Raw genomic sequence first — 19,394 nt, 5'->3', positions numbered from 1 at the left:
ACCGTTACAGGTTGCGCCGCACACTCAAGATCGGACGCAGAGCGTCCAGAACGGCATGCGACGCGGAGCGTCGCACGATAGTCGAGATTATTGTTCCTCACGCTCCAGCACCGGCACGCGAATCGGCCGGCCCACTCATGCCTGGCGCAACATTTGTATTACTCTGCGCCCCCCAGCCAAGTCAGTTGCCATGAACATCACCATCACCGAAGTGCACCCCGCCGATATCCCGCAAACCGTCGACTTCGTCATGCGTGCCCGTGCCGAGATATTTCCGTTGCTCGACGCCATCACCGTACCCCCTGATCTGGCCGGTTTCGAACAGGTTTACCTGAGTGGCAAGGACGGAAAATTTCTGATTGCCCGCTGTGACGAGCGGATCATCGCAGCAGTCGGCTACCTGCCTTACGACCACCGCTTTGCGCAACTCGACTACACAGGGCGCCGGACCGTCGAGATCGTGCGCCTTTATGTCACGCCAGAGTTTCGCGGCGACGGCCTGGCCAGTCAGCTATGTCAGGCGCTTTGGGCGCATGCCGCTGCGGGCGCAATAGAAGTGCTGTACCTGCACACCCACCCGTTTCTACCCGGTGCTATTCGCTTCTGGGAAAAACAGGGCTTTGCCGTCACCGATGTGGAAAGCGATCCGCTGTGGAACACGACGCATATGGAACGCGTGCTGTAGAAAGGGTATGGGGGGCGCGTAGTGAACCAGCCCCCTTGTTGCAAGATCAGCGCGGATGACGCTGGCGGGCAGTCTTGAGCAGGTCTTCCGGGGTGATGTGGCCGACCACCGATTTGGCCGCAGCGCTGCCGGGCAATGGCAGGTCGAGGATGTGGCCCTTCATCTTGCCGATCACGTGCATTTCACACGGCTTGCAGTCGAACTTCAGGGTCAGCACTTCGTCACCCTGCACCAACTGCATGGGCGCGACCTTGGTGCGCACGCCGGTCACGCCTTTTGCCTGTTTCGGGCACAGGTTGAACGAGAAGCGCAGACAATGCTTGGTGATCATCACCGGCACCTCGCCGGTTTCCTCATGCGCTTCGTAAGCCGCATCGATCAACTGCACGCCGTGGCGGTGGTAGAAATCGCGAGCTTTCTGGTTGTAAACGTTGGCCAGAAACGACAGGTGCGAATCAGGGTAAACCGGTGGCGGGGTGGTTTCTGCCTTGCGTCCACCGCGCGGGTGAGCCTGTATGCGCGCCTCGGTCAGCGCCTCGATGGCATCGCGGCGCAGTGCCTTGAGTTGCGAATTGGGCACGAAAAACGCTTGAGGCGCATCCAGTTCCACGTCCTGAGCATGGTAGATCGTGGTGCCTAGCTGGATGAGCAGATCACGCAACTGATCCAGCGCCTGCTCGGGCTTGTTGGCTGCACCGAACGGGCCGTCCAGGCCGACCATCACGCTCACGCCTTCTTCACTGGTCGCGTTAAGGCTCAAGTGATCTTCACGCAACGCAACCTGCCACTGAATGCCGATGCGGCGCTCGGCGGAAGTCTTGAGCAACGCCTGCTGCCAGTTGTGATCCAGGTTACGGTTCAGCGGATGGTTGGGGCGCAGGCGGGAGAGGGCCGCCGGCATCTCGTTGGGCTCTACTCGGTAGCGCCAGCGCTTCTCGCCTTCTTCTTCAAACTCGCCTTTGAGCTCGCAGATATTGGCCCGGAAGCCCACCACTTCACGCTTGATCTGCACATTGAGGCCGTCGCCATTGGACAGCGGCTCATGGGTGACAGCGATCAGGTCACGCTTGCCAAGTTTCTCGACGGTGCCGACTGCCAAGCCGGTAAACGTCGGCGTATCGAATGCGCCGATGTCGATCTTGCGGTCGCTGACAAAGTAATCGGTGCTGCCACGGTGAAAGGTCTTCTCCGGGTCGGGCACGAAAAAATGCGCGGTGCGGCCGCTGGAGGCGCGCGCCAGGTCCGGGCGGTCTTCAAGAATCTCGTCCAGACGCTGACGGTAATAGGCGGTAATGTTTTTGACGTAGCCTGCGTCTTTATAGCGACCTTCGATCTTGAACGAGCGCACGCCAGCGTCCACCAGATCGCCCAGGTTGGCGCTCTGGTTGTTGTCTTTCATCGACAGCAGGTGTTTTTCGAAAGCGACGACGCGGCCCTGATCATCCTTGAGCGTGTACGGCAGGCGGCAGGCTTGCGAGCAGTCGCCACGGTTGGCGCTGCGGCCATTTTGCGCATGGGAAATGTTGCACTGCCCGGAGAACGCCACACACAGTGCGCCGTGGATGAAGAACTCGATGGCCGCGTCGGTTTCACGGGCGATGTCACGAATTTCCTGCAGGTTCAGCTCGCGGGCCAGCACCAGTTGCGAGAAACCGGCCTGATCAAGAAACTTCGCCCGGCCCAGGGTGCGAATATCGGTCTGCGTGCTGGCGTGCAACTCGATGGGCGGAATGTCCAGCTCCATGACCCCGAGGTCTTGGACGATCAGCGCATCGACACCTGCATCGTAGAGCTGATGGATCAGCTTGCGCGCCGGTTCCAGCTCGTCGTCATGCAGGATGGTGTTGATCGTGGTGAAGATTCGCGCGTGGTAGCGATGGGCAAATTTCACCAGTTCGGCGATATCGCTGACCTCGTTGCAGGCGTTGTGTCGCGCACCAAAGCTCGGCCCGCCGATGTATACCGCGTCGGCGCCATGCAGGATGGCTTCGCGGGCGATGGTCACATCCCGGGCAGGGCTGAGCAATTCCAGGTGGTGCTTGGGTAACGACATGGCAACGGGATCCGGCAGCGGGCAAAGCGCGCATTGTAGTGCCACCGGCCGCGCGGCGCACCTGTTGCCGGTTTGCGCAGGTCATGGACTGACCACCGGCGCTGCCTCAGCGCGAGCGCAAGCGCAGGATTTTCGCGCCATCGAAGGGGTCGGTCAGCCAGTGCGCCACGACGCCGAAGGTGCTCAGTAGGCGCTTGGGCGTCAGTACCTCGACCGGCGTGCCCAGCGCCACCAGTCGGCCTTTTTCCATAACGGCGACACGGTCGCAGTCCAGTGCCTGATTCAGGTCATGCAGGGCAATCACCGTGGTCACCGGCAAAGCCCTGACCAGGCCGAGAATAGTGAGCTGATGCTGGATGTCCAGATGATTGGTCGGCTCATCCAGCAGCAGAATTTGCGGCCGTTGTGCCAGCGCTCGGGCGATGTGCACACGTTGCCGCTCGCCCCCGGACAGGGTGTGCCAGGCCCGTTTTTGCATGTGCAGCATGTCCACATCCTGCAAGGCCTGACGCACGATGGCGTCGTCATTCGCGCTCCACGGCTCCAGTGCCGACAGCCAGGGCGTGCGGCCCAGTTCGACGGCGTCGAGCACGGTCACCGCGTCGCTGGTTTCGGCCTGCTGCTCGACCACCGCCAACAGGCGTGCCACGTCTCTGCGGCTCATCGCGGCGAGTGCCTGCTCACCCAGCCTGACCGCGCCGCTGCCCGGCTTCTGAATGCCAGCCAGCAGCTTGAGCAGGGTGGATTTGCCCGAACCATTAGGGCCGACCACCGCGAGTGTCTCGCCTGTGGCAATGCTCAGATCGACATCGCTCAGCAGGGGCGTGCCACGCACCGAATAGCCGAGCCCGGAGCAACCGAGCACGCAAGAGCGGGGCGACTGCGCAAACTCGTTCATCGCGTGCTGTTGCCCCGGACAAGAATCAAGGCGAAGACCGGCGCGCCGATCAGCGCAGTAATCACCCCGATCGGCAGCGCCTGGCCTTTGATCATCGTGCGCGAAAGGATATCCGCAGCGATCAGAAATAGCGCGCCGCTCAGTGCGCTCAGCGGCACCAGCCGCGCGTGACGCACGCCGACCAGCATGCGCACCGCATGCGGAATCACCAGCCCGACAAAACCGATGGAGCCGACAATCGACACCATCACCGCCGTCACCAGCGCTGCCGTGGCGATCAGGATGATCTGCACACGTCGCACCGCAATGCCGAGCGACGCGGCCGAGTCGCTGCCGAACGTGAAGGCATCCAGCGCGCGCCTGTACCAGAGGCACACCAGCAAACCGGCCAGCACCGTCGGCACCGCCAGCCACACCGAGTGCCATCGCACCCCGCTGAGGTTGCCCAGCAACCAGAACATGATGCCGCGAGCCTGTTCGGAACTGGCGGATTTGGTGATCATGAACGAGGTCAGCGCGTTGAACAGTTGTGAACCGGCGATACCCGCCAGAATGATCTGCACCGACGCTGTGGTGCCCCGTGAGGAATGCGCGAGCAGGGCGACCAATGAAAACGCCGCTACGGCCCCGGCGAACGCGCCGACCGACATGGAAATCGCCCCCGCGCCAAAGCCCAGAATGGCCACCAGCACCGCGCCGGTCGAGGCCCCGGCGGAAATCCCCAGCAAATAAGGGTCGGCCAGCGGGTTGCGCAGCAATGATTGCAGCACCACGCCGCAAATCGCCAGGCCGGCTCCGCAGGCTGCCGCGACGATGGCCCGGGTCAGCCGGTAATTCCAGACGATGCCTTCGTCGATAGGGTCCAGCACATAACCGGCCGCCCAGAGTTTGTTGGCCAGCACCTGAAAAACCACGTCGAGGCTGATCGAGGTTTCACCAATCGCCGCGCCGACCATGATTGCCAGCACCAGGATGGCTGCAACCCAGAGCAGATGGCCCAGCGCCACAGGCAGTCTCATCGTGCGGCGTTGAAACGGTTGGCGGCGTCGGCCAGTTCTTCGAACCCGGTGAACAGGCGCAGACCTGCCTGCATGCCCTCGGCGTCGATGATCACGATCCGGTCATGCTTGACCGCGTCCATGTTGCGCGTCACCGGGTCGCTCTTGAGGAAGGCGATCTTCTTCAGGTAGTCGTCGGCCGGAAAGCGGCGACGGTCCATGCGTGCAATCACCAGAATGCTCGGGTTGGCCTTGGCAATGGTTTCCCAGCCCACGGTTGGCCATTCTTCGTCGGACTGGACGATGTTGCGCATGCCCAGGCTGTTGAGCATGAAGTCCGGGATGCCTTTGCGGCCTGCTACAAAAGGATCGCTGGCTATCTCGGAGCTGGAAAACCAGAACAGCGCAGACACATCGTTAGCCTTGTTCTGCCTGACGTTGGCAATCGCTGCGCTCAGGCGCGTTTTCAGCTGCGCGACCAATGCGTCGCCGCGATCCTGCACATCGAAAACCTGCGCCAGTTGTTCGATGCTCTTGTAGATGGTCTCGATGCGAAAAGGCTCCAGGCGGGTACCATCGGCGCCGACCAGGTTGTCTTTGCCTTCGCAATCGGACGGCAGAATGTACGTGGGGATTTTCAGATCATGAAACTGCTCGCGGGTACCGACTGCGCCCTGTTTGCCGACCATCCATTCCAGCTGCACGACCACCAGTTCGGGACGTTTGCCGATCACCGCCTCAAAACCCGGTTCGTTATCGGCCAGGCGCTCCACCTTGTCGTTCTGTGCCTTGAAGCGCGGCAGCACGTTGTTGAACCACAGCGAGGTGCCGACCAGCTTGTCGCCCAACCCCAGTTCATAGAGCATTTCAGTGCCCGCCTGGCCAATGGTCACGGCTTTGGTCGGTGCATGCGCGAACGTCAGGGTCGAACCGCAGTTTTCCACGGTCAGCGGATACTGCGTGGGGGCGGCGAACGTCAGGGTAGACAACGTCAGGCAGGCGGCGATTGCGGCGAGGCGGGGCAGCGACATGAAATGCGGTCTCCATTGGAGCAGGTGCCAAGGCGCAATGCACATCAGGAAACACATCCCCGGCAGATGACCGGGCACGGCAAAAGGTGCCGACGCGTGCGGATGTCCTTCCCGGACACCCCGCCGGTTAGTTGGTTGAATCGGGTCGGCAGGTCTCCTGACTGGCATGTCATCACCATGCTCCGGCCTTCCCGGATCTGAATCCAGTGGCAGTCTTGGAGCAGGCTCGATGCCTACAGTTGCGGGGGCAGTTTCGTTTTGGCCTTTGAAACAAAGCTGGCGAATTCCCTGTTAGTTCCTCTCGGAAACCGACGGCCGGCATGGTAAACGATAAGGGTTCTTGATAGCTAATGCTTTGCGCGCACGCGCAGCAGGCTGTTGATCAAATGCAGGCGCATCGCGGCGCGCGCGGCATCGCGGTCCTGATGAGCGATGGCTTCATAGATGCTTTCCTGCTCGCGGCGCTGAATGTCCGGGTCATCTATGGCATGCGCCAAGGCGATGTTGCCGAAGCCGCTGCGCGCGCGCGGCAGAATGCTGCTGCCCAACTGGCTCATTACGTCGGTAAAAAAGCTGTTGGCGGTGCACAGCGAGATCTGCCGGTGGAATTCGAAGTCGGCTTGCAGGGTGTCTTTGCCTTGGCGCGTGCAACGGTGCAGTTCATCGAGCGCCTGGCGGATCGCGTCGAGTTGCTCGGGCGTGCGCCGTTGGGCGGCGAGGGCGGCTGATTCCGGCTCCAGGCTCAGGCGCAGCTCGATGATCGACACCGCATCGCCAGGTGTGCCGATGGAGGATTGGTCCTGACTGGAGTGGCCGGGCTGCGAGGCATCGACCACAAAGGTGCCATGCCGTGGCGGGTTTCCACCAGCCCCTCGGCCTGCAAGCGCGACATCGCTTCCCGAACCACGGTGCGGCTGACTCCGCTTTCGCGAATGATTACCTGCTCGGTGGGCAGCTTTTCGCCGCTCTGGATCTCGCCATCGCGAATCCTGCGCGCGAATTCGGCGACCAGTTGCTGGGTCAGGCTGGAACGGCGGCCTTTGGGGGAAGAGGAGTGTTCCATGGCAGGGTGATCGGTCCGTTTGGGGGGGCTGAGTATAACCGTACTCGGAACGTGTTTTGTGCGGGTATCGCAGCCTATACTCGCGTATCGGACAGAACTGAGGCTGCAATGTCGGACAACGCGCTTTCCCCGCAAAAAAACCATCGACGCCTGGCAGAAACCCTGGTTGACCGCTTTGCCCAGCGCATGCGTGACGGTGTGCTGGTGCGCGGAGAAAAGCTGCCGTCGGAGATCCACATCATGGAAGCCGAAGGTGTGAGCCGCACGGTGGTGCGTGATGCCTTGTCGCGGATGCAGGCGGCGGGGCTGGTGGAAACCCGCCACGGTGTGGGTACATTCGTCCTTGACATGCCGCCGCCCGAAGGTTTTTCCGTCGGCCCGGCGACCATCGCCAGCGTTGCCGATGTGCTGAACCTGCTGGAGTTTCGCCTGAGCCTTGAGGTCGAGGCGGCCGGTCTTGCCGCCCAGCGCCGCAGCCCGGAGGCGCTGCTGGAACTGAAGCGTGCTTTTGATGCTTTGCTCGAAGGGCCGCAGAAGTCCGGGACGACCATCAACGCCGACTTTCAGTTTCACCTCAAGATCGCCAAGGCGTCAGGCAATGCCTACCTGATCGACATCATGAAACACCTGGGCACCAAGCTGATCCCGCGCACCCGCATGAATTCGGCCTACACCGGGCAAAGCGACCGCAGCGCCTACCTTGCCGGGATCAACGCCGAACACCGGCAAATCTACAACGCCATCGCCGAAGGCAACGTCGATGCCGCGCGCGCTGCAATGTACCTGCACCTCAACGGCAGCCGCATGCGCCTGCGCCGTACTCAGGCGTTGTACAGCGACTGAGCTGATTCAGGATGAGCGTCGTACGATAGTTGAGATTATCGTTCCGCACGCTCCGGTGGGAATGCCTTGCGTGACGCTCCGCGTCACAGATCTGCGCCGCACCGCGCATTCAAGAGCGGACGCGGAGCGTCCAGAAACGCATGCGACGCGGAGCGTCGCACGATAATCATACTCAGGCGTTATCGTTCCGCACGCTCCGCGTGGGAATGCCTTGCGTGACGCTCCGCGTCACAGATCTGCGCCGCACCGCGCATTCAAGAGCGGACGCGGAGCGTCCAGAAACGCATGCGACGCGGAGCGTCGCACGATAGTCAGATCGTTCGCGAAATGCGTGCCGTGACACTCCGCGTCGCAATCTGCGCTATAAGAAGTTGTACTGCACCCCCACCCTTAATCTCAGCTGGCGCTTGTCGTCTTCCGAGTCCACCTTGATGTCGCCCACCTCAAAGAACGGCACCCAGTGCTTGTCCCACCTGTATTTGAAGGCCGCGTTCTGTTCGTAGTCGGTCCTGCCATTGTCGTAACGGATGTAATCGGCGTCGAAGTAGGTGAACTGATACTCATAAGCCCAGGGGCCTTTGCTGGCGTAATTGACCCAGACGTCGTAACGATTGATCGACTGATCGTCCATCTGGTTGTCAGGCATGTCGTGGTTGACCTTGTCGCGGTCAAGTTTGATCGAGTCGTAGCGATAGCGGCCCGAGACGCTCAACTGGTCATTCACTTTGTAACCCAGCTTGAGGCCCATTTTATAGGCCGTGGACTTCTCGATGCTTTCCAGTGCCAGTGACGGGGTGAGCATCCATTTGTCATTGAGCCGATATTGATAGCTGGTCGTCAGTTCGTGGCCGTTACCGACGGTGTTGTCGAATGCAACGTCCTGTCGGTCGCCTGCGGTCTTGTATTTAAGCTCGCCTTCAAAGCCCCAGCCGCTGTCCAGGCGGCTGCCGAATTTGACCCGGTCGGCATGCATGCGCGTGCTTTCCGCGTATTGGTGGCGGTAGTTGATGTAGGCGCTGTCGGCATGGGTCCATGCACTGGGCAGCAGGGTGGCAAAAGCGAGCAGAGCGAGTGATTTTTTCATTTTTTTTATTCTTGTGGGTTGACGTTTTGGGTGTGTTTGAACAAATCGCAGGCAGCCGGATCCTGTGGCCGTTTCGGCCAGGGCTCACGGCGTCAGCAAGTGTCAGGTTTCAGCGGTCACCCGCCGGAAGACGGGTCATCCCGTCGGGCGCAGGTCCATGTCGCGACTGGCCTGGATCAGCATGCGCGAATATTCGTGTCGAGCCTGATTGTTGACCAGTTGGCTGCTGTCGAGCGTCTCCAGCACCTGGCCCTGCTGCATGACCGCCACCCGGTCACACAGGTGCGCCACCACACCCAGGTCGTGGGTCACCATCAGGTAGGTCAGGCCTTGCTGACGGCGCAAGTCGGCCAACAGGTTGAGAATTTCGGCCTGCACCGAAACATCCAGCGCCGAGGTCGGCTCGTCGAGCAGCAGCACGCGGGGTTCGAGAATCAGCGCCCGTGCGATCGCCACACGCTGACGTTGACCGCCAGACAACTGATGCGGGTAGCGAAAACGAAAACTCTCGTTGAGACCGACCTTGTCGAGCACCTCGCAGACGCGCCGATCACGATCGCCGATCGTGTGGATGCTCAGCGGCTCCTTGAGCGCAGCGTCGATGGTGTGGCGCGGATGCAGTGAGGCGTAGGGGTCCTGAAAGACCATCTGCACGGTGCGGTAATGGCTGGCGTCGAGCTTGCGCTGCACCGCCTGGCCGGCCACGCTCAAGGCACCGGTCCAGTGCTGATATTGCCCGGCCAGGCAGCGCAGCACGGTGGTCTTGCCCGAGCCGGACTCGCCCACCAGCCCGAACGACTGGCCTTGTTCGACCCGCAGGTTGACGTCACGCAGCACGTGATTAAGCGCGCTGCCAGTGCCGAAACTCAGGTTCAGTGAATCGACTGTGATCATTGCCATGGGAGCGTTCTCAGTGAGTGAGCCAGAGGGGATCGCGCTGCAACACCGGCAGGCTGGCGCGCGGGCGGTCGAGGCTGGGCAGGGCGGCAAGCAGGCCGCAGGTATACGGATGGCGCGCCTGATCCAGTTCGTTGGCGTTCAGCGATTCCACCACCCGCCCGGCATACATCACCAGCACCCGGTCGCAGAAGTGGCGCACCATGTTCAGGTCGTGACTGATGAAGATCAGTCCCAGATCGCGCTCGCTGACCAGTTCTTCCAGGACGTTGAGCACCTGGCGCCGCACCGACACATCCAGTGCCGACGTCGGCTCGTCGGCGATGATCACCTGCGGGTCGGTGATGACCATCATTGCGATCATGATCCGTTGGCCCATGCCGCCGGAAACTTCGTGGGGGTACAGCTCGTAAACCCGCGCCGGTTCGCGAATGTGCACCTTGGCGAGCATCTCCAATGTGCGTTCGCGCGCTTCTCTTTTCGAGATCTTGTGATGCGCCAGATAAGCCTCGGCAATCTGTTCGCCCACCTTGATCACCGGGTTCAACGAGTATTTCGGGTCCTGCATGATCATCGACATGCGCCGGCCGCGAATGCCCTGCATCTGTTTTTCGCTGCAGTCGAGCAGGTTGATATCGCCAAAACGCAGGGTCTTGGCGGTGACCTTCGCCGTTGCCGGGTGCAGGCGCAACAGGCTGCGGCCAACGGTGGACTTGCCCGAGCCGGACTCGCCGACAATCGCCAGTTTCTCGCGGCCCAGCGCGAACGACACATCGCGGACGGCCGCTGTGACCTTGCCCGCATGACTGAACTCGACCCGTAAATCTTCCACCGCAAGCTTTATCTGTGACATGGTTTGAGCCTCCGTTATTTTTATTCTTTGCGTGTCATTCGCTGCTTGTTATTCGATACAGGTCATTCGCTGCGCGGGTCGAGCACATCGCGCAGGCCGTCGCCCAGCAGATTGAACGCCAGGCTGACCAGCATGATGGTGGCGCCGGGTGCCGCCACCAGCCACCAGCTTTCGAGCATGTAGCGCCGGCCGCTGGAGATCATCGCGCCCCATTCCGGCAGCGGTGCCTGAGCGCCGAGGCCGAGAAAGCCCAGTGCCGCGGCAGTGAGGATGATGCTGGCCATGTTCATGGTCAGGCGGATGATCACCGAGGACAGGCACATCGGAATGATGTGGCGACCGATCACCCGCACTGCCGAGGCGCCTTGCAGCTTCACCGCCACAACGAAATCGGCGTTGCGCAGCGACAGGGTTTCGGCCCGCGCCAGGCGTGCGATTGGCGGCCAGGCGGTGAGGGCGATGGCGATGACCGCGTGCTCCAGTCCCGGACCAAGGGCGGCGATGAACGCCAGCGCCAGCACCAGGCTGGGGAACGAGATGAAGATATCGGTGATGCGCATGAACAGGCTGTCCACCCAGCCACCGAAATAGCCGGAAACAGTGCCGATCAACAGGCCGATCGGGCCGACGATCACGGTCACCAGCATCACGATGTACAGCGTGATGCGCGAGCCGTACACCAGCCGGCTGAACACATCGCGGCCGTATTCATCGGTGCCGAACCAGTGCTGTGCGCCGGGCATGCGCAAGGCTGCAGACAGGTCCTGGGCGAGCGGGTCATGGGTGGCGATCCACGGCGCGAATAGGGCAACAATCAGCAACGTCACGATGACAATCAGGCCCGCCAGGGTCATCGGGTTGCGCAACAGAAAACGCATCAGGCGAACGCCGCTGGCAGCGAAGGCTGCAAGGCTTGACGTCGGGGCGTGGATGAGCGGTTTGGCGCTGCTTGCAAGGGAAGTCGTCATCAGCGGGTTCTCGGGTCGAAGACTTTATAAAGCGCGTCACTGATCTGGTTGAGGATCACGAAGATCAGACCGATCAGCAGTACACAGGCCATCACCGCATTCATGTCACCGAGCAGCAGGCTGCTGGTCAGGTACTGGCCGAAGCCGGGCCAGGCAAAGACGGTTTCGATCAATACCGCGCCTTCCAGCAGACCGCCGTAGGCGAGGGCGACGATGGTCAGCAACTGCACGCGAATATTGCGGAACGCATGGCCCCAGACGATGCGTCGCTGCGAGAGGCCTTTGACCCGTGCCGTGATGATGTACTCCTGCGACAGCTGCTCGAGCATGAAACTGCGCGTCATGCGGCTGATGTAGGCCACCGAATTGAAACTGAGGATCACCGCGGGTAACAGGATGTGGCGCAGTGCACTGCGAAAGGCGTCCCAGTCACCGGACAGTGCGGTGTCGATCAGCAGCAGGCCGGTGCGGGTTTCGATCAGGCCGTCATATGCCAGGCCGATGCGTCCCACCCCGCCAGCCCAACCCAGCCAGGCGTAGAACACCAGAAAAGCCATCATGCCCAGCCAGAAAATGGGTGTGGAGTAGCCGAACAGGGTGATCACCCGGGCGATGTGGTCGCCGCTGCGGCCTTGATGCGTGGCGGCGTAAACGCCCAGCGGCAGGCCGATGAGCACGCCGAACAGAATCGCCAGCGTGGCCAGTTCCAGGGTCGCCGGGAACACCCGCACGATGTCGTCGATCACCGGGTGCCCGGTGAGCAGGGCTTTGCCCAGGTCGCCGTGCAGCAGGTCGCTGAGGTACATCACGAACTGGGTGGTCAATGGTTTGTCCAGGCCCAGTTCCTGATACGCCTGAGCGTAGGCGGCTGCATCGGCGTCCGGGCCGACGATGGCCAGCACCGGGTCCAGCGGCATGACCCGGCCAATGAAGAAAGTGAGCAACAGCAGGCCGAACAGGGTCGCCGCCACTGATCCGCTGCGCCGGGTGCCGTGGGCGACCCGACTGCTCCAAAATGAAATCGATGCACTCGACATGGTTATTCCTGCCTTGGCTTGAGCGATTGAATGCGTGGGCTCAGCGTTGCTTGTAGACGTCACGCAGTCGGGTGGTGGCGGCGCTGTGCCCTAGGTAATTCTGGACATCGGCGTGGATCACCACTTCGTCGGTCATCTGTGAAAGCGGCATGATCGGCCCGGCTTTCTGGTCGTAGAGCGTCTGAATGCGCTGATAGTCGGCCAATTGTTGCCCGGCATCGCGCTCACGTTCGGCCTGCTCGATCAGTTGGTTGATTTCGGCGTTGTAGAACGAGGTGCGCCAGCCCTGAAAGTTGCTCAGCCTGGCCTCTTCGCGGTTGTCCGGGTTGTAGATCAGGGCGCGCAGGCTGGAGTGCGGATGGCGCTCGGCGCCGCCACCACCACGCCCGACCAGAATGTCGAAACGCCGGTCGCGCATTGCGCCATAGATCTGGTTGCCGGTGCCGGTGATGATCGTCGCCTGAATGCCGGCCTGGGCCAGGGTCGATTGCAGGCTGGTGGCGATGTTGATGAACGGTGAATCGGTCAGCGAACGAATGGTGATCTTGAAACCGTTCGGGTGCCCGGCTTCGGCCAGCAGGCGACTGGCCTCGGCGACATTCAGCGCGTAGCCCGGATCATCAAGCCTGGCCGCCAGCCCCAGTTGCAACGGGCGCTGATTGATCACGCCGTAATGCGGCATCACTACGTTGTTGATGCCCTGATAGTCGATCAGTGCACGGATCGCCTGACGCACCCGGATGTCCTGAAACAGGGGTTGCTCCATGCTCAGCGCGACGTAGTACAGCGTGCCGCGCGGTATGGCCTGCACGCTGACGTCTTGCGAGCGGGTCAGGGCCTTGATGTCGCTGGCTGCCATGCCGCGCGCCACGTCCAGATCGCCGCGCTCGACCATCAGGCGCAGCGCCTGGGACTCAGTCATGTTGCGCATGATCACCCGGCGCATTTTCGCCGGTCCGCGCCAGTACGAGTCGAAGCGGCTCATCAGGATCACGTCGTTGGCGCGCCAGATGTCCAGCTTGAACGCCCCGGAGCCCGCCGTGTTGGTGGTCAGCCAGCCGGCGCCCAGATCATCGCCCCTGGCGTGTTGCAGCGCGGTCAGGCGGTCGATGACGAATGCGCTGGGCGAGGTCGCCAGGGTGTTGAGCACCAGCATCGGGTCGGTGGCTTTGGGCAGGTCGAGCACAAAGGTCGAAGGCCCTTCGGCGCGCATCAATTCGCTGACGTTTTTCGCGGTGTAACCGTAGGCTTTCCAGGTCGAGGCCAAGGCCTTGTTGAGTGTGACCACGCGTTGCAGCGACCAGGCAACGTCCTGAGCCGTAAGCGGGTTGCCGGAGTGAAACGTCACACCCGCACGCAAGTGGAAGGTCAGGCGCATGCGGTCAGGGCTGATTTCCCAGCGCTCGGCCAGCGCCGCAATCAACTGATCGGGGCGCGCGGCATCCTGCTCCAGCAGCATGTCGTAGACATTGGCGTTGACCTCGGACACCTCGAGGCCGGTGGCACCTGCCGGGTCCAGCGACAACAGGTTGATCATGCTCATGCCGATGACCAGTTGATCGACCGGTGTTTCGCCACGCGCCAGGGCGGGCGGGGTGTGCATGAATGTCGCCGTCATGGCGAGGCATAGCAGCCAGGGCAGGCGCTGGGGCCAGAATTTCATGGGGCAGTCCTTTTTTATATTTATTTGACGCGGTGCACAGATGCCTTGCGAGGGGCGCGCTTGCGGCCCTTCGCGGTGTTGCCAGTCAGTAGCGTTGTTCGGTGTGGGTCTCGATATAGCTGAAGTTGATGTCTTCGCCCAGCCCCGGCTTTTCGCAGAGGTGCACAAAACCGTCGCTGTCCATCGGGTCGACGAGGGTGTTGAGGTAAGCGGGCACGTCGTCGTAATCAAGAAACGGGTGCAGCAGGCCGCGCTCGTACCAGCGGCAGTTGCTGATTGCGCCTACTACGGCCAGGTTGGCAGCGCCGTTGCCGTGGACTTCACAGTCCATGCCGAACGACTCGGCCAGATGCGCGACCTTTAAACATGGCCCGATGCCGCCGACGCCCGCCACGCCGGCACGCAGAATGTCGCAGGCCTTGTTGGTTACCCAACTGGCGCGGCTGTGATACTTGCCGGCAATGCTCTCCGGGCCGAGCACAGGAATATCCAGATTGGCCGCCAGCCAGGCATAGGATTCGGCGGAGTCTTCCATCATCGGTTCTTCGAACCAGGCGAAGTCGAGCTTTTGCAATTGGCGACCGATAAACAGCGCGTCGGTGCGGCTGTACCAGTGGTAGCCGTCGAGCATCAGGGCGATGTCCGGCCCAACTGCTTCGCGCACAGCGGCGCAGGCCTGGACATCCATGCGCGGGTTTGGCGCAAACGAAATCGGTGGCATCCAGGTGTGCAGCTTGATGCCCTTGTAGCCGCGCTGAACCAGCTTTTCGGCAAATTGCCCATACTCATCCGGCGTGGAAAGCCCGCCGGGCAGGTCGTCGCCGCACATGGTCGAGCCGTAGGCCAGCACCTTGTCGCGATAGCCGCCCAGCAGTTTGTGCACGGGCAGTTTCAAGGCGCGTCCGGCCAGATCCCACAATGCCTGCTCCACCAGTGCCAACGCACGGTCGGTGAACTGACTGGCGCTGCCACGTTGCCAGTGGGCCAGTTCCTGCCAGATTTTCTCGCGGTTAATCGGGTTCTGGCCGATCAGCACTTTCTTGACGAACGACTCGATGATGTGCGGGCGAATCAATTCCGGCGGACCGAAGGAAAACCCCTCGCTGCCATCGTCACAAGCGATGCGCAGCATGGCCATTCTGACCGGTTTTTCTTCGCCGGGATGAGCGTGGCCCGCGCTGTCTACAGCGCGGCGCGAAGGGAAGGAAAAGACGTCGACACTGACCGAGGTAATGTTCATGGTGACCTTCATGGATATTGTTGTTATCAGGTTTTATTGGTATGTCGTCATACAACATTGAGGCGATTATTTACGTCGTTGTAGGACAATGTCAATAGTCGTATGACGACTATTTCCAGTATTCACAGGGATTATTGATAGTTATGTTTGAGTTGACGTGTTCTGGCTGAGGATGAGTGGTGTGCCGATAGCAGTTAAGTCGTTATACCTTTTTGGGTTCGATGACCCAGGTGCCAGTGCGTTGGTATGCAGGCCACAAGTCTGTGCTGGGCATCGGACGCAGAGCGTCCAGAACGGCATACGACGCGGAGCGTCGTACGACAGTTGATCCGTACGCTCCAGCGCAGAAAAACGCTTAAATTATCTCCATGTTCAAACCCGAAAAAGCCGCAAAGCCCCAATCTATGGCCTTCCCTGAAAACATGGCTCTCGGCCATAACACATTTTTCACATCTTCTTCACTGCGTCAGCACCATGCTGAACCTACTCTGCCTTCATGAGGGCGGTAACGATTCCGAGGGTCTCTCGAGTCAACGCCACACAATAAGCTCAGTGTAGGAGTAGCCACTTGGCTGACACGCTAATCGACAACAAGAATGTCCTGCCCGATTCAGGTATCCGCCAGCGCTACAAATTGCAGCGGCACATCGTATCGATCTCGGTCACAGTCGTATTGATGGCCATCTGCGCGTGGTTTTACATGGCTTTTTCCAGCGTGCATGTGATGGACCTTGGAATGGGCAGCAACCTGAAAGTATCCGGCCTGCGCGAGCAATGGCTGCGCGGCGACGTAGTGGTCATGATTCGTCACGCCGAACGCTGCGACCGCTCGACAAATCCCTGCATGGCCGACGCTGACGGCATCACCTCCAACGGCCGGGAGGCGGCGCTGGCGGTGGGCGCAGGCCTGCAGAAGATGGGCATGCAGCACGTTCAAATGATCGCCAGCCCGAAAACCCGCACGCAACAGACGGCGCAATTGCTGGCAGGGCATGCGGTAACCGGGCAGGAATGGATCAACGACTGCGATGGCGACTTCATGAAGGTCGTCCAGGCGCACAAGGTCAGCGGTGAAAACCTGGTGCTGGTGACGCACAGCGGTTGCATCGACCAGTTCGAACGCAAGCTCGGCGTACCGGGTGGCGAGCGCTCCAGTGAATATGCCCAGGCATTTTTCGTGCAGATGGACGGCAGTCATCGGCCGAAGGTTCTAGGCTCCCTGAACGCCGGACAATGGGTCAACCTCAGCCGCGAGCAATTCAATTGATCCCACCGGTCATTGGCTTCAAGCCAGCGCGATACGCTCGTCACTCAACCTGCCGGCTTTGCGGCTACAGTGTCCCGGTTCGCCGGGTAGAAAAAACAAGAAGGCGCTGCAATGAACATTCTGGTTATTGAAGACCACCGTGATATCCACGATAACCTGCTGGAATTCTTCGAGCTCAGAGGCCATGCGGTAGAAGGTGCGCTGGACGGCCTTAGCGGGCTGCATCTGGCTGCATCAAAACGTTACGACGCGATCATTCTCGACATCATGCTGCCAGGCATTGATGGCAACCAGATCTGCCGCAGCCTGCGTCAATATTCAAAATCGGAAGTCGCCATCGTCATGCTCAGCGCCCGTGATGAGCTGGATGACCGTCTTATCGGCTTCAAGGTGGGCGCCGACGATTACATCACCAAGCCCTTTGCGATGTCCGAGGTGCTCGCCCGCGTCGAAGCAGTGGTCGGCCGACGCCAGCGCAAGGACAACCGGGTGATGGTGGTCGCCGATCTGCAGTTCGATCTGGACACCCTCGAGATAAGCCGCAACGGTGCGCCATTGAAACTCAACCCGACCAACATGAAACTGCTTGAATTGTTGATGCGCAAGAGCCCGCACATCGTCAAACGCTCCGAGCTGGAAGAAGTGCTCTGGGGGCGCGATGCCCCGAACAGCAGCAGCCTGCGCAGCAATATTCATATCCTCCGGCGAGTGCTGGACGGCGGTCATGAAACCCCGCTGCTGCATACTGCACACGGTCTTGGCTACAAACTGTGCGTACAAAGCTGAGGCTTGCTCAGTCGAAATTGAACAGCCGCTGGATCAGCGTAGGTGTGCTGCCGGTCCAGCGTTTGAACGAGCGGCGAAAGTTGGCCGGGTCGTTGAAATTCAGGTAGTCGGCGACGGCCTCGTTGCTCATCCCCTTGATCTGGTAAAGGGACAGCGCAACATGTTTGCGTGCCAGGTCGTGCTGGGCCTGAAAACTCGTGCCGTGCTTGTGCAGCTTGCGCTTCAGGGTGGCCGGGCTCATGGCAAAAGCCTGGGCGACCTGTTCCAGGCTTGCAGCCTCGCGCACGTTGTCACGCAGGTGCTGGTGCAGCCGGTCGAGCAGGCTGGCCTGCATGCCCAGAGCCGCCAGTTGCCCGGCAGCCTCCTTCTGGGCGACCTGCACCGCAATGGGCGACGCCCCCGGCCACGCCTGAGTGAGGCAGTGCCTGGGCAGGCGCATCATGTCCAGCGGGCGACCGAACACGGTGTTTTCGCCCAGATGAACCCAATATTGTTCGACGTAACGCGGCTCTTCGTGACAGAAACTGCATTCCCACGGCAGCCGCGTATTGCCCAGTAACTGACTCATCGCGACCAGCGCGGTCATGCTGGCCTCCAGCAGAAACCGCTGTTGTTCACCTGCGCCGCAACTGTCCAGCCAGTAAAGGTAGGCAAAGTGTTCGTCCAGCTCCAGGCGCGGGGTGAGCAGCGGGCTGAGCAGCGCTTGCTGACGCAGCAGAATCTCCAGCGCCTGATGCAGATTTTGCGCATGGCGCAGCGCGTGACTGGCCGCGCCGTAGTGGCCGGGAAACAGCCGTTGGCCGAATAGAAAACTGGTGTCGTCTGCGTCCATCTGCCGTTGCGCGTTAGCGATCAGTGAGAAGCACTGCTGGGGGCTGAGCCGCGTCTTGCCTGCCACGATGTCTTCGTAGAACAGGCCGGTGCCTTTGAGCAGTCGATGGCTGTCGATCCCGCGCGACAACGCCAGGTCAATCAGCTTGGCGGGCTGATAATGGCCGGGGATGAAGCGGCTGTCGGCCTCGTACCAATCACTTTTAAGGGTCATGGCGGCTGCTCAGGCGGTGCGCGTAAGGGGGCGTCGGGCACGGGCCAGCGACAGGTTGAGGCGGCGCAGCAGATTATCCGGCGTTTCATTGAGCGCCATCACCACCGCCACGCTGGCGGACAGATGAAGGCGCTCGCCCTGTTGCCGGGTCTTGTGCGCCAGGCTGGCGACCGCTTGCTGCAACTCCAGCGCCAGCAGCTTCGCCTGGCTCTCGCCCGTGTTGGGCATCAGCACCACAAAACGGTCGCCGGCCAGCCGGCAGAGCAGGTCCTGACGGCGCAGGTTGAGCACCAGCAAATGGCTGATCGCGGACAGGACTTCATCGCCCTCGGCATGACCAAACGCATTGTTGATGGTGCTGAAACCGTCGAGATCCAGCGCCAGCAGCGACAGCGGTTGCTGCTGACAGAGGCTTTGCTCCAGGCTCACGATCAATTGCCGTTTCAGATAGTCGGCGCTGCCCAGCGGGGTGAGTTTGTCGTACAGCCGGTGCTCACGAAAGCCACGTTCGCGTTTTTCCATCTGCGCGCTGATCGCCAACTGTTCGCGATGCCAGTGGTAGATGCCGAGGGTCAGCAGGATCAGGCCGACCGGCATGGGGCCGGATTCCAGCCAGTGGTCCCATTCGATCTCGGCGGGCAGGCGAATGAACTCGTCCAGCGCGTCGATCCACCATGAGAAAAACACGCAACTCAGCCCCACCGACAGGTAGTTGGTTACCCGTCCGGCCGGTCGGCTCTTGAACACCAGAAACAGCCAGACCAGCGACAGCAGTGCCGAGCCACCTTCGCCGACGATGTCGAGCCATTGCCATTCGCTGACGTGCTTGATAGTGCCAAACGCCAGAAACGCCAGCAGCCCCAGATTGGCGGCAATCATCAGCACGGCGAGTTTCCAGCGATGGGGTTGAATGATCCTGAACATGAACAGCCGGCTCCCGATGTGCTGATTATCGGCCAGCAGAACAGATGCACATGACACTA

Annotated in this window: 17 protein-coding genes, 2 pseudogenes and 1 riboswitch; of the genes and pseudogenes, 5 read left to right on the top strand and 14 right to left on the bottom strand. The window is 61.1% G+C overall.

Annotation, left to right across the window (positions count from 1 at the left end; translation table 11 throughout):
* The first annotated feature begins 190 nt into the window (after positions 1–190).
* Positions 191–685, top strand: coding sequence for a GNAT family N-acetyltransferase (locus PSPTO_RS16875; RefSeq protein WP_005770825.1), 495 nt, complete (start codon positions 191–193; stop codon positions 683–685).
* A gap of 46 nt (positions 686–731) precedes the next feature.
* Here PSPTO_RS16875 and PSPTO_RS16870 read toward each other — a convergent pair whose 3' ends face one another.
* The 5 genes and pseudogenes from PSPTO_RS16870 to PSPTO_RS16850 all read right to left on the bottom strand — a co-directional run bounded on the left by PSPTO_RS16870 (position 732) and on the right by PSPTO_RS16850 (position 6,728).
* Positions 732–2,738, bottom strand: coding sequence for a peptidase U32 family protein (locus PSPTO_RS16870; RefSeq protein ID WP_011104461.1), 2,007 nt, complete (start codon positions 2,736–2,738; stop codon positions 732–734).
* Positions 2,739–2,844: 106 nt separating this feature from the next.
* The gene (locus PSPTO_RS16865) at positions 2,845–3,636 is read right to left on the bottom strand and encodes an ABC transporter ATP-binding protein (RefSeq protein ID WP_005770829.1); all 792 of its coding nucleotides are present in this window, start codon (positions 3,634–3,636) and stop codon (positions 2,845–2,847) included.
* The gene (locus PSPTO_RS16860) at positions 3,633–4,655 is read right to left on the bottom strand and encodes a FecCD family ABC transporter permease (RefSeq protein WP_032710978.1); all 1,023 of its coding nucleotides are present in this window, start codon (positions 4,653–4,655) and stop codon (positions 3,633–3,635) included. The genes PSPTO_RS16865 and PSPTO_RS16860 overlap by 4 nt, the downstream gene beginning before the upstream one ends.
* Entirely contained in the window at positions 4,652–5,665 is a 1,014-nt protein-coding gene (locus PSPTO_RS16855; RefSeq protein WP_010207498.1) for an ABC transporter substrate-binding protein, read from the bottom strand. Before PSPTO_RS16855 ends, PSPTO_RS16860 begins: the two co-directional genes overlap by 4 nt.
* Positions 5,666–5,794: 129 nt before the next feature.
* A riboswitch (cobalamin riboswitch) is annotated at positions 5,795–5,993 on the bottom strand.
* Between the two features lie 19 nt (positions 5,994–6,012).
* A pseudogene (locus PSPTO_RS16850) lies at positions 6,013–6,728 on the bottom strand (FadR/GntR family transcriptional regulator).
* A 108-nt stretch (positions 6,729–6,836) separates the two neighbouring features.
* On the opposite strand from PSPTO_RS16850, the gene PSPTO_RS16845 reads away from it, so the two are divergent.
* A complete protein-coding gene (locus PSPTO_RS16845) occupies positions 6,837–7,571 on the top strand; it encodes a FadR/GntR family transcriptional regulator (RefSeq protein ID WP_005770837.1) in 735 nt (244 codons plus the stop codon).
* A 361-nt stretch (positions 7,572–7,932) separates the two neighbouring features.
* Here the strand turns inward: PSPTO_RS16845 and PSPTO_RS16835 are convergent, their stop codons facing one another.
* The 7 genes from PSPTO_RS16835 to PSPTO_RS16805 form a co-directional block, all read right to left on the bottom strand.
* A complete protein-coding gene (locus PSPTO_RS16835; protein ID WP_005770839.1) occupies positions 7,933–8,655 on the bottom strand; it encodes an oligogalacturonate-specific porin KdgM family protein in 723 nt (240 codons plus the stop codon).
* Between the two features lie 135 nt (positions 8,656–8,790).
* Complete coding sequence (locus PSPTO_RS16830; RefSeq protein WP_011104460.1) at positions 8,791–9,555, bottom strand: ABC transporter ATP-binding protein; 765 nt, start codon at positions 9,553–9,555, stop codon at positions 8,791–8,793.
* A 10-nt stretch (positions 9,556–9,565) separates the two neighbouring features.
* Complete coding sequence (locus tag PSPTO_RS16825; RefSeq protein ID WP_011104459.1) at positions 9,566–10,405, bottom strand: ABC transporter ATP-binding protein; 840 nt, start codon at positions 10,403–10,405, stop codon at positions 9,566–9,568.
* 62 nt (positions 10,406–10,467) lie between these two features.
* The gene (locus tag PSPTO_RS16820; RefSeq protein WP_007245922.1) at positions 10,468–11,373 is read right to left on the bottom strand and encodes an ABC transporter permease; all 906 of its coding nucleotides are present in this window, start codon (positions 11,371–11,373) and stop codon (positions 10,468–10,470) included.
* The gene (locus PSPTO_RS16815; protein WP_010220797.1) at positions 11,373–12,410 is read right to left on the bottom strand and encodes an ABC transporter permease; all 1,038 of its coding nucleotides are present in this window, start codon (positions 12,408–12,410) and stop codon (positions 11,373–11,375) included. The genes PSPTO_RS16820 and PSPTO_RS16815 overlap by 1 nt, the downstream gene beginning before the upstream one ends.
* 40 nt (positions 12,411–12,450) lie before the next feature.
* Positions 12,451–14,073, bottom strand: a complete 1,623-nt coding sequence (locus tag PSPTO_RS16810) for an ABC transporter substrate-binding protein (RefSeq protein ID WP_011104458.1) — start codon at positions 14,071–14,073, stop codon at positions 12,451–12,453.
* An 85-nt stretch (positions 14,074–14,158) separates the two neighbouring features.
* Positions 14,159–15,313 (bottom strand): mandelate racemase family protein, encoded by a 1,155-nt coding sequence (locus PSPTO_RS16805; protein WP_010210634.1) that lies wholly within the window; start codon positions 15,311–15,313, stop codon positions 14,159–14,161.
* On the opposite strand from PSPTO_RS16805, the pseudogene PSPTO_RS30680 reads away from it, so the two are divergent.
* The 3 genes and pseudogenes from PSPTO_RS30680 to PSPTO_RS16795 all read left to right on the top strand — a co-directional run bounded on the left by PSPTO_RS30680 (position 15,312) and on the right by PSPTO_RS16795 (position 17,366).
* A pseudogene (locus tag PSPTO_RS30680) lies at positions 15,312–15,511 on the top strand (hypothetical protein). The gene PSPTO_RS16805 and the pseudogene PSPTO_RS30680 sit on opposite strands and share 2 nt — an antisense overlap.
* Positions 15,512–15,881: 370 nt before the next feature.
* The gene (locus tag PSPTO_RS16800; RefSeq protein WP_011104457.1) at positions 15,882–16,580 is read left to right on the top strand and encodes a histidine phosphatase family protein; all 699 of its coding nucleotides are present in this window, start codon (positions 15,882–15,884) and stop codon (positions 16,578–16,580) included.
* 111 nt (positions 16,581–16,691) lie between these two features.
* Entirely contained in the window at positions 16,692–17,366 is a 675-nt protein-coding gene (locus PSPTO_RS16795) for a response regulator transcription factor (protein ID WP_005770857.1), read from the top strand.
* A 7-nt stretch (positions 17,367–17,373) separates the two neighbouring features.
* Here the strand turns inward: PSPTO_RS16795 and PSPTO_RS16790 are convergent, their stop codons facing one another.
* Both PSPTO_RS16790 and PSPTO_RS16785 read right to left on the bottom strand, forming a co-directional pair.
* On the bottom strand, positions 17,374–18,411 hold the full coding sequence (locus tag PSPTO_RS16790) for an AraC family transcriptional regulator (RefSeq protein ID WP_011104456.1): 1,038 nt from the start codon (positions 18,409–18,411) through the stop codon (positions 17,374–17,376).
* Positions 18,412–18,420: 9 nt separating this feature from the next.
* Positions 18,421–19,335, bottom strand: a complete 915-nt coding sequence (locus tag PSPTO_RS16785) for a GGDEF domain-containing protein (protein ID WP_011104455.1) — start codon at positions 19,333–19,335, stop codon at positions 18,421–18,423.
* Positions 19,336–19,394: the final 59 nt, after the last annotated feature.

The organism is Pseudomonas syringae pv. tomato str. DC3000 (assembly GCF_000007805.1).
GTDB lineage: Bacteria > Pseudomonadota > Gammaproteobacteria > Pseudomonadales > Pseudomonadaceae > Aquipseudomonas > Aquipseudomonas avellanae.
Note: the sequence above shows the minus strand (reverse complement) of the source record. Positions and strands in the feature narration are given on the sequence as shown.

Bases quoted from the DNA above. Each gene is read 5' to 3' on its own strand.
- PSPTO_RS16835 (WP_005770839.1), bottom strand. From the start codon at position 8,655: ATGAAAAAATCACTCGCTCTGCTCGCTTTTGCCACCCTGCTGCCCAGT.
- PSPTO_RS16825 (WP_011104459.1), bottom strand. From the start codon at position 10,405: ATGTCACAGATAAAGCTTGCGGTGGAAGATTTACGGGTCGAGTTCAGT.
- PSPTO_RS16785 (WP_011104455.1), bottom strand. From the start codon at position 19,335: ATGTTCAGGATCATTCAACCCCATCGCTGGAAACTCGCCGTGCTGATG.
- PSPTO_RS16795 (WP_005770857.1), top strand. From the start codon at position 16,692: ATGAACATTCTGGTTATTGAAGACCACCGTGATATCCACGATAACCTG.
- PSPTO_RS16865 (WP_005770829.1), bottom strand. From the start codon at position 3,636: ATGAACGAGTTTGCGCAGTCGCCCCGCTCTTGCGTGCTCGGTTGCTCC.
- PSPTO_RS16805 (WP_010210634.1), bottom strand. From the start codon at position 15,313: ATGAACATTACCTCGGTCAGTGTCGACGTCTTTTCCTTCCCTTCGCGC.
- PSPTO_RS16815 (WP_010220797.1), bottom strand. From the start codon at position 12,410: ATGTCGAGTGCATCGATTTCATTTTGGAGCAGTCGGGTCGCCCACGGC.
- PSPTO_RS16790 (WP_011104456.1), bottom strand. From the start codon at position 18,411: ATGACCCTTAAAAGTGATTGGTACGAGGCCGACAGCCGCTTCATCCCC.
- PSPTO_RS16870 (WP_011104461.1), bottom strand. From the start codon at position 2,738: ATGTCGTTACCCAAGCACCACCTGGAATTGCTCAGCCCTGCCCGGGAT.
- PSPTO_RS16820 (WP_007245922.1), bottom strand. From the start codon at position 11,373: ATGACGACTTCCCTTGCAAGCAGCGCCAAACCGCTCATCCACGCCCCG.
- PSPTO_RS16845 (WP_005770837.1), top strand. From the start codon at position 6,837: ATGTCGGACAACGCGCTTTCCCCGCAAAAAAACCATCGACGCCTGGCA.
- PSPTO_RS16830 (WP_011104460.1), bottom strand. From the start codon at position 9,555: ATGGCAATGATCACAGTCGATTCACTGAACCTGAGTTTCGGCACTGGC.
- PSPTO_RS16860 (WP_032710978.1), bottom strand. From the start codon at position 4,655: ATGAGACTGCCTGTGGCGCTGGGCCATCTGCTCTGGGTTGCAGCCATC.
- PSPTO_RS16875 (WP_005770825.1), top strand. From the start codon at position 191: ATGAACATCACCATCACCGAAGTGCACCCCGCCGATATCCCGCAAACC.
- PSPTO_RS16810 (WP_011104458.1), bottom strand. From the start codon at position 14,073: ATGAAATTCTGGCCCCAGCGCCTGCCCTGGCTGCTATGCCTCGCCATG.
- PSPTO_RS16855 (WP_010207498.1), bottom strand. From the start codon at position 5,665: ATGTCGCTGCCCCGCCTCGCCGCAATCGCCGCCTGCCTGACGTTGTCT.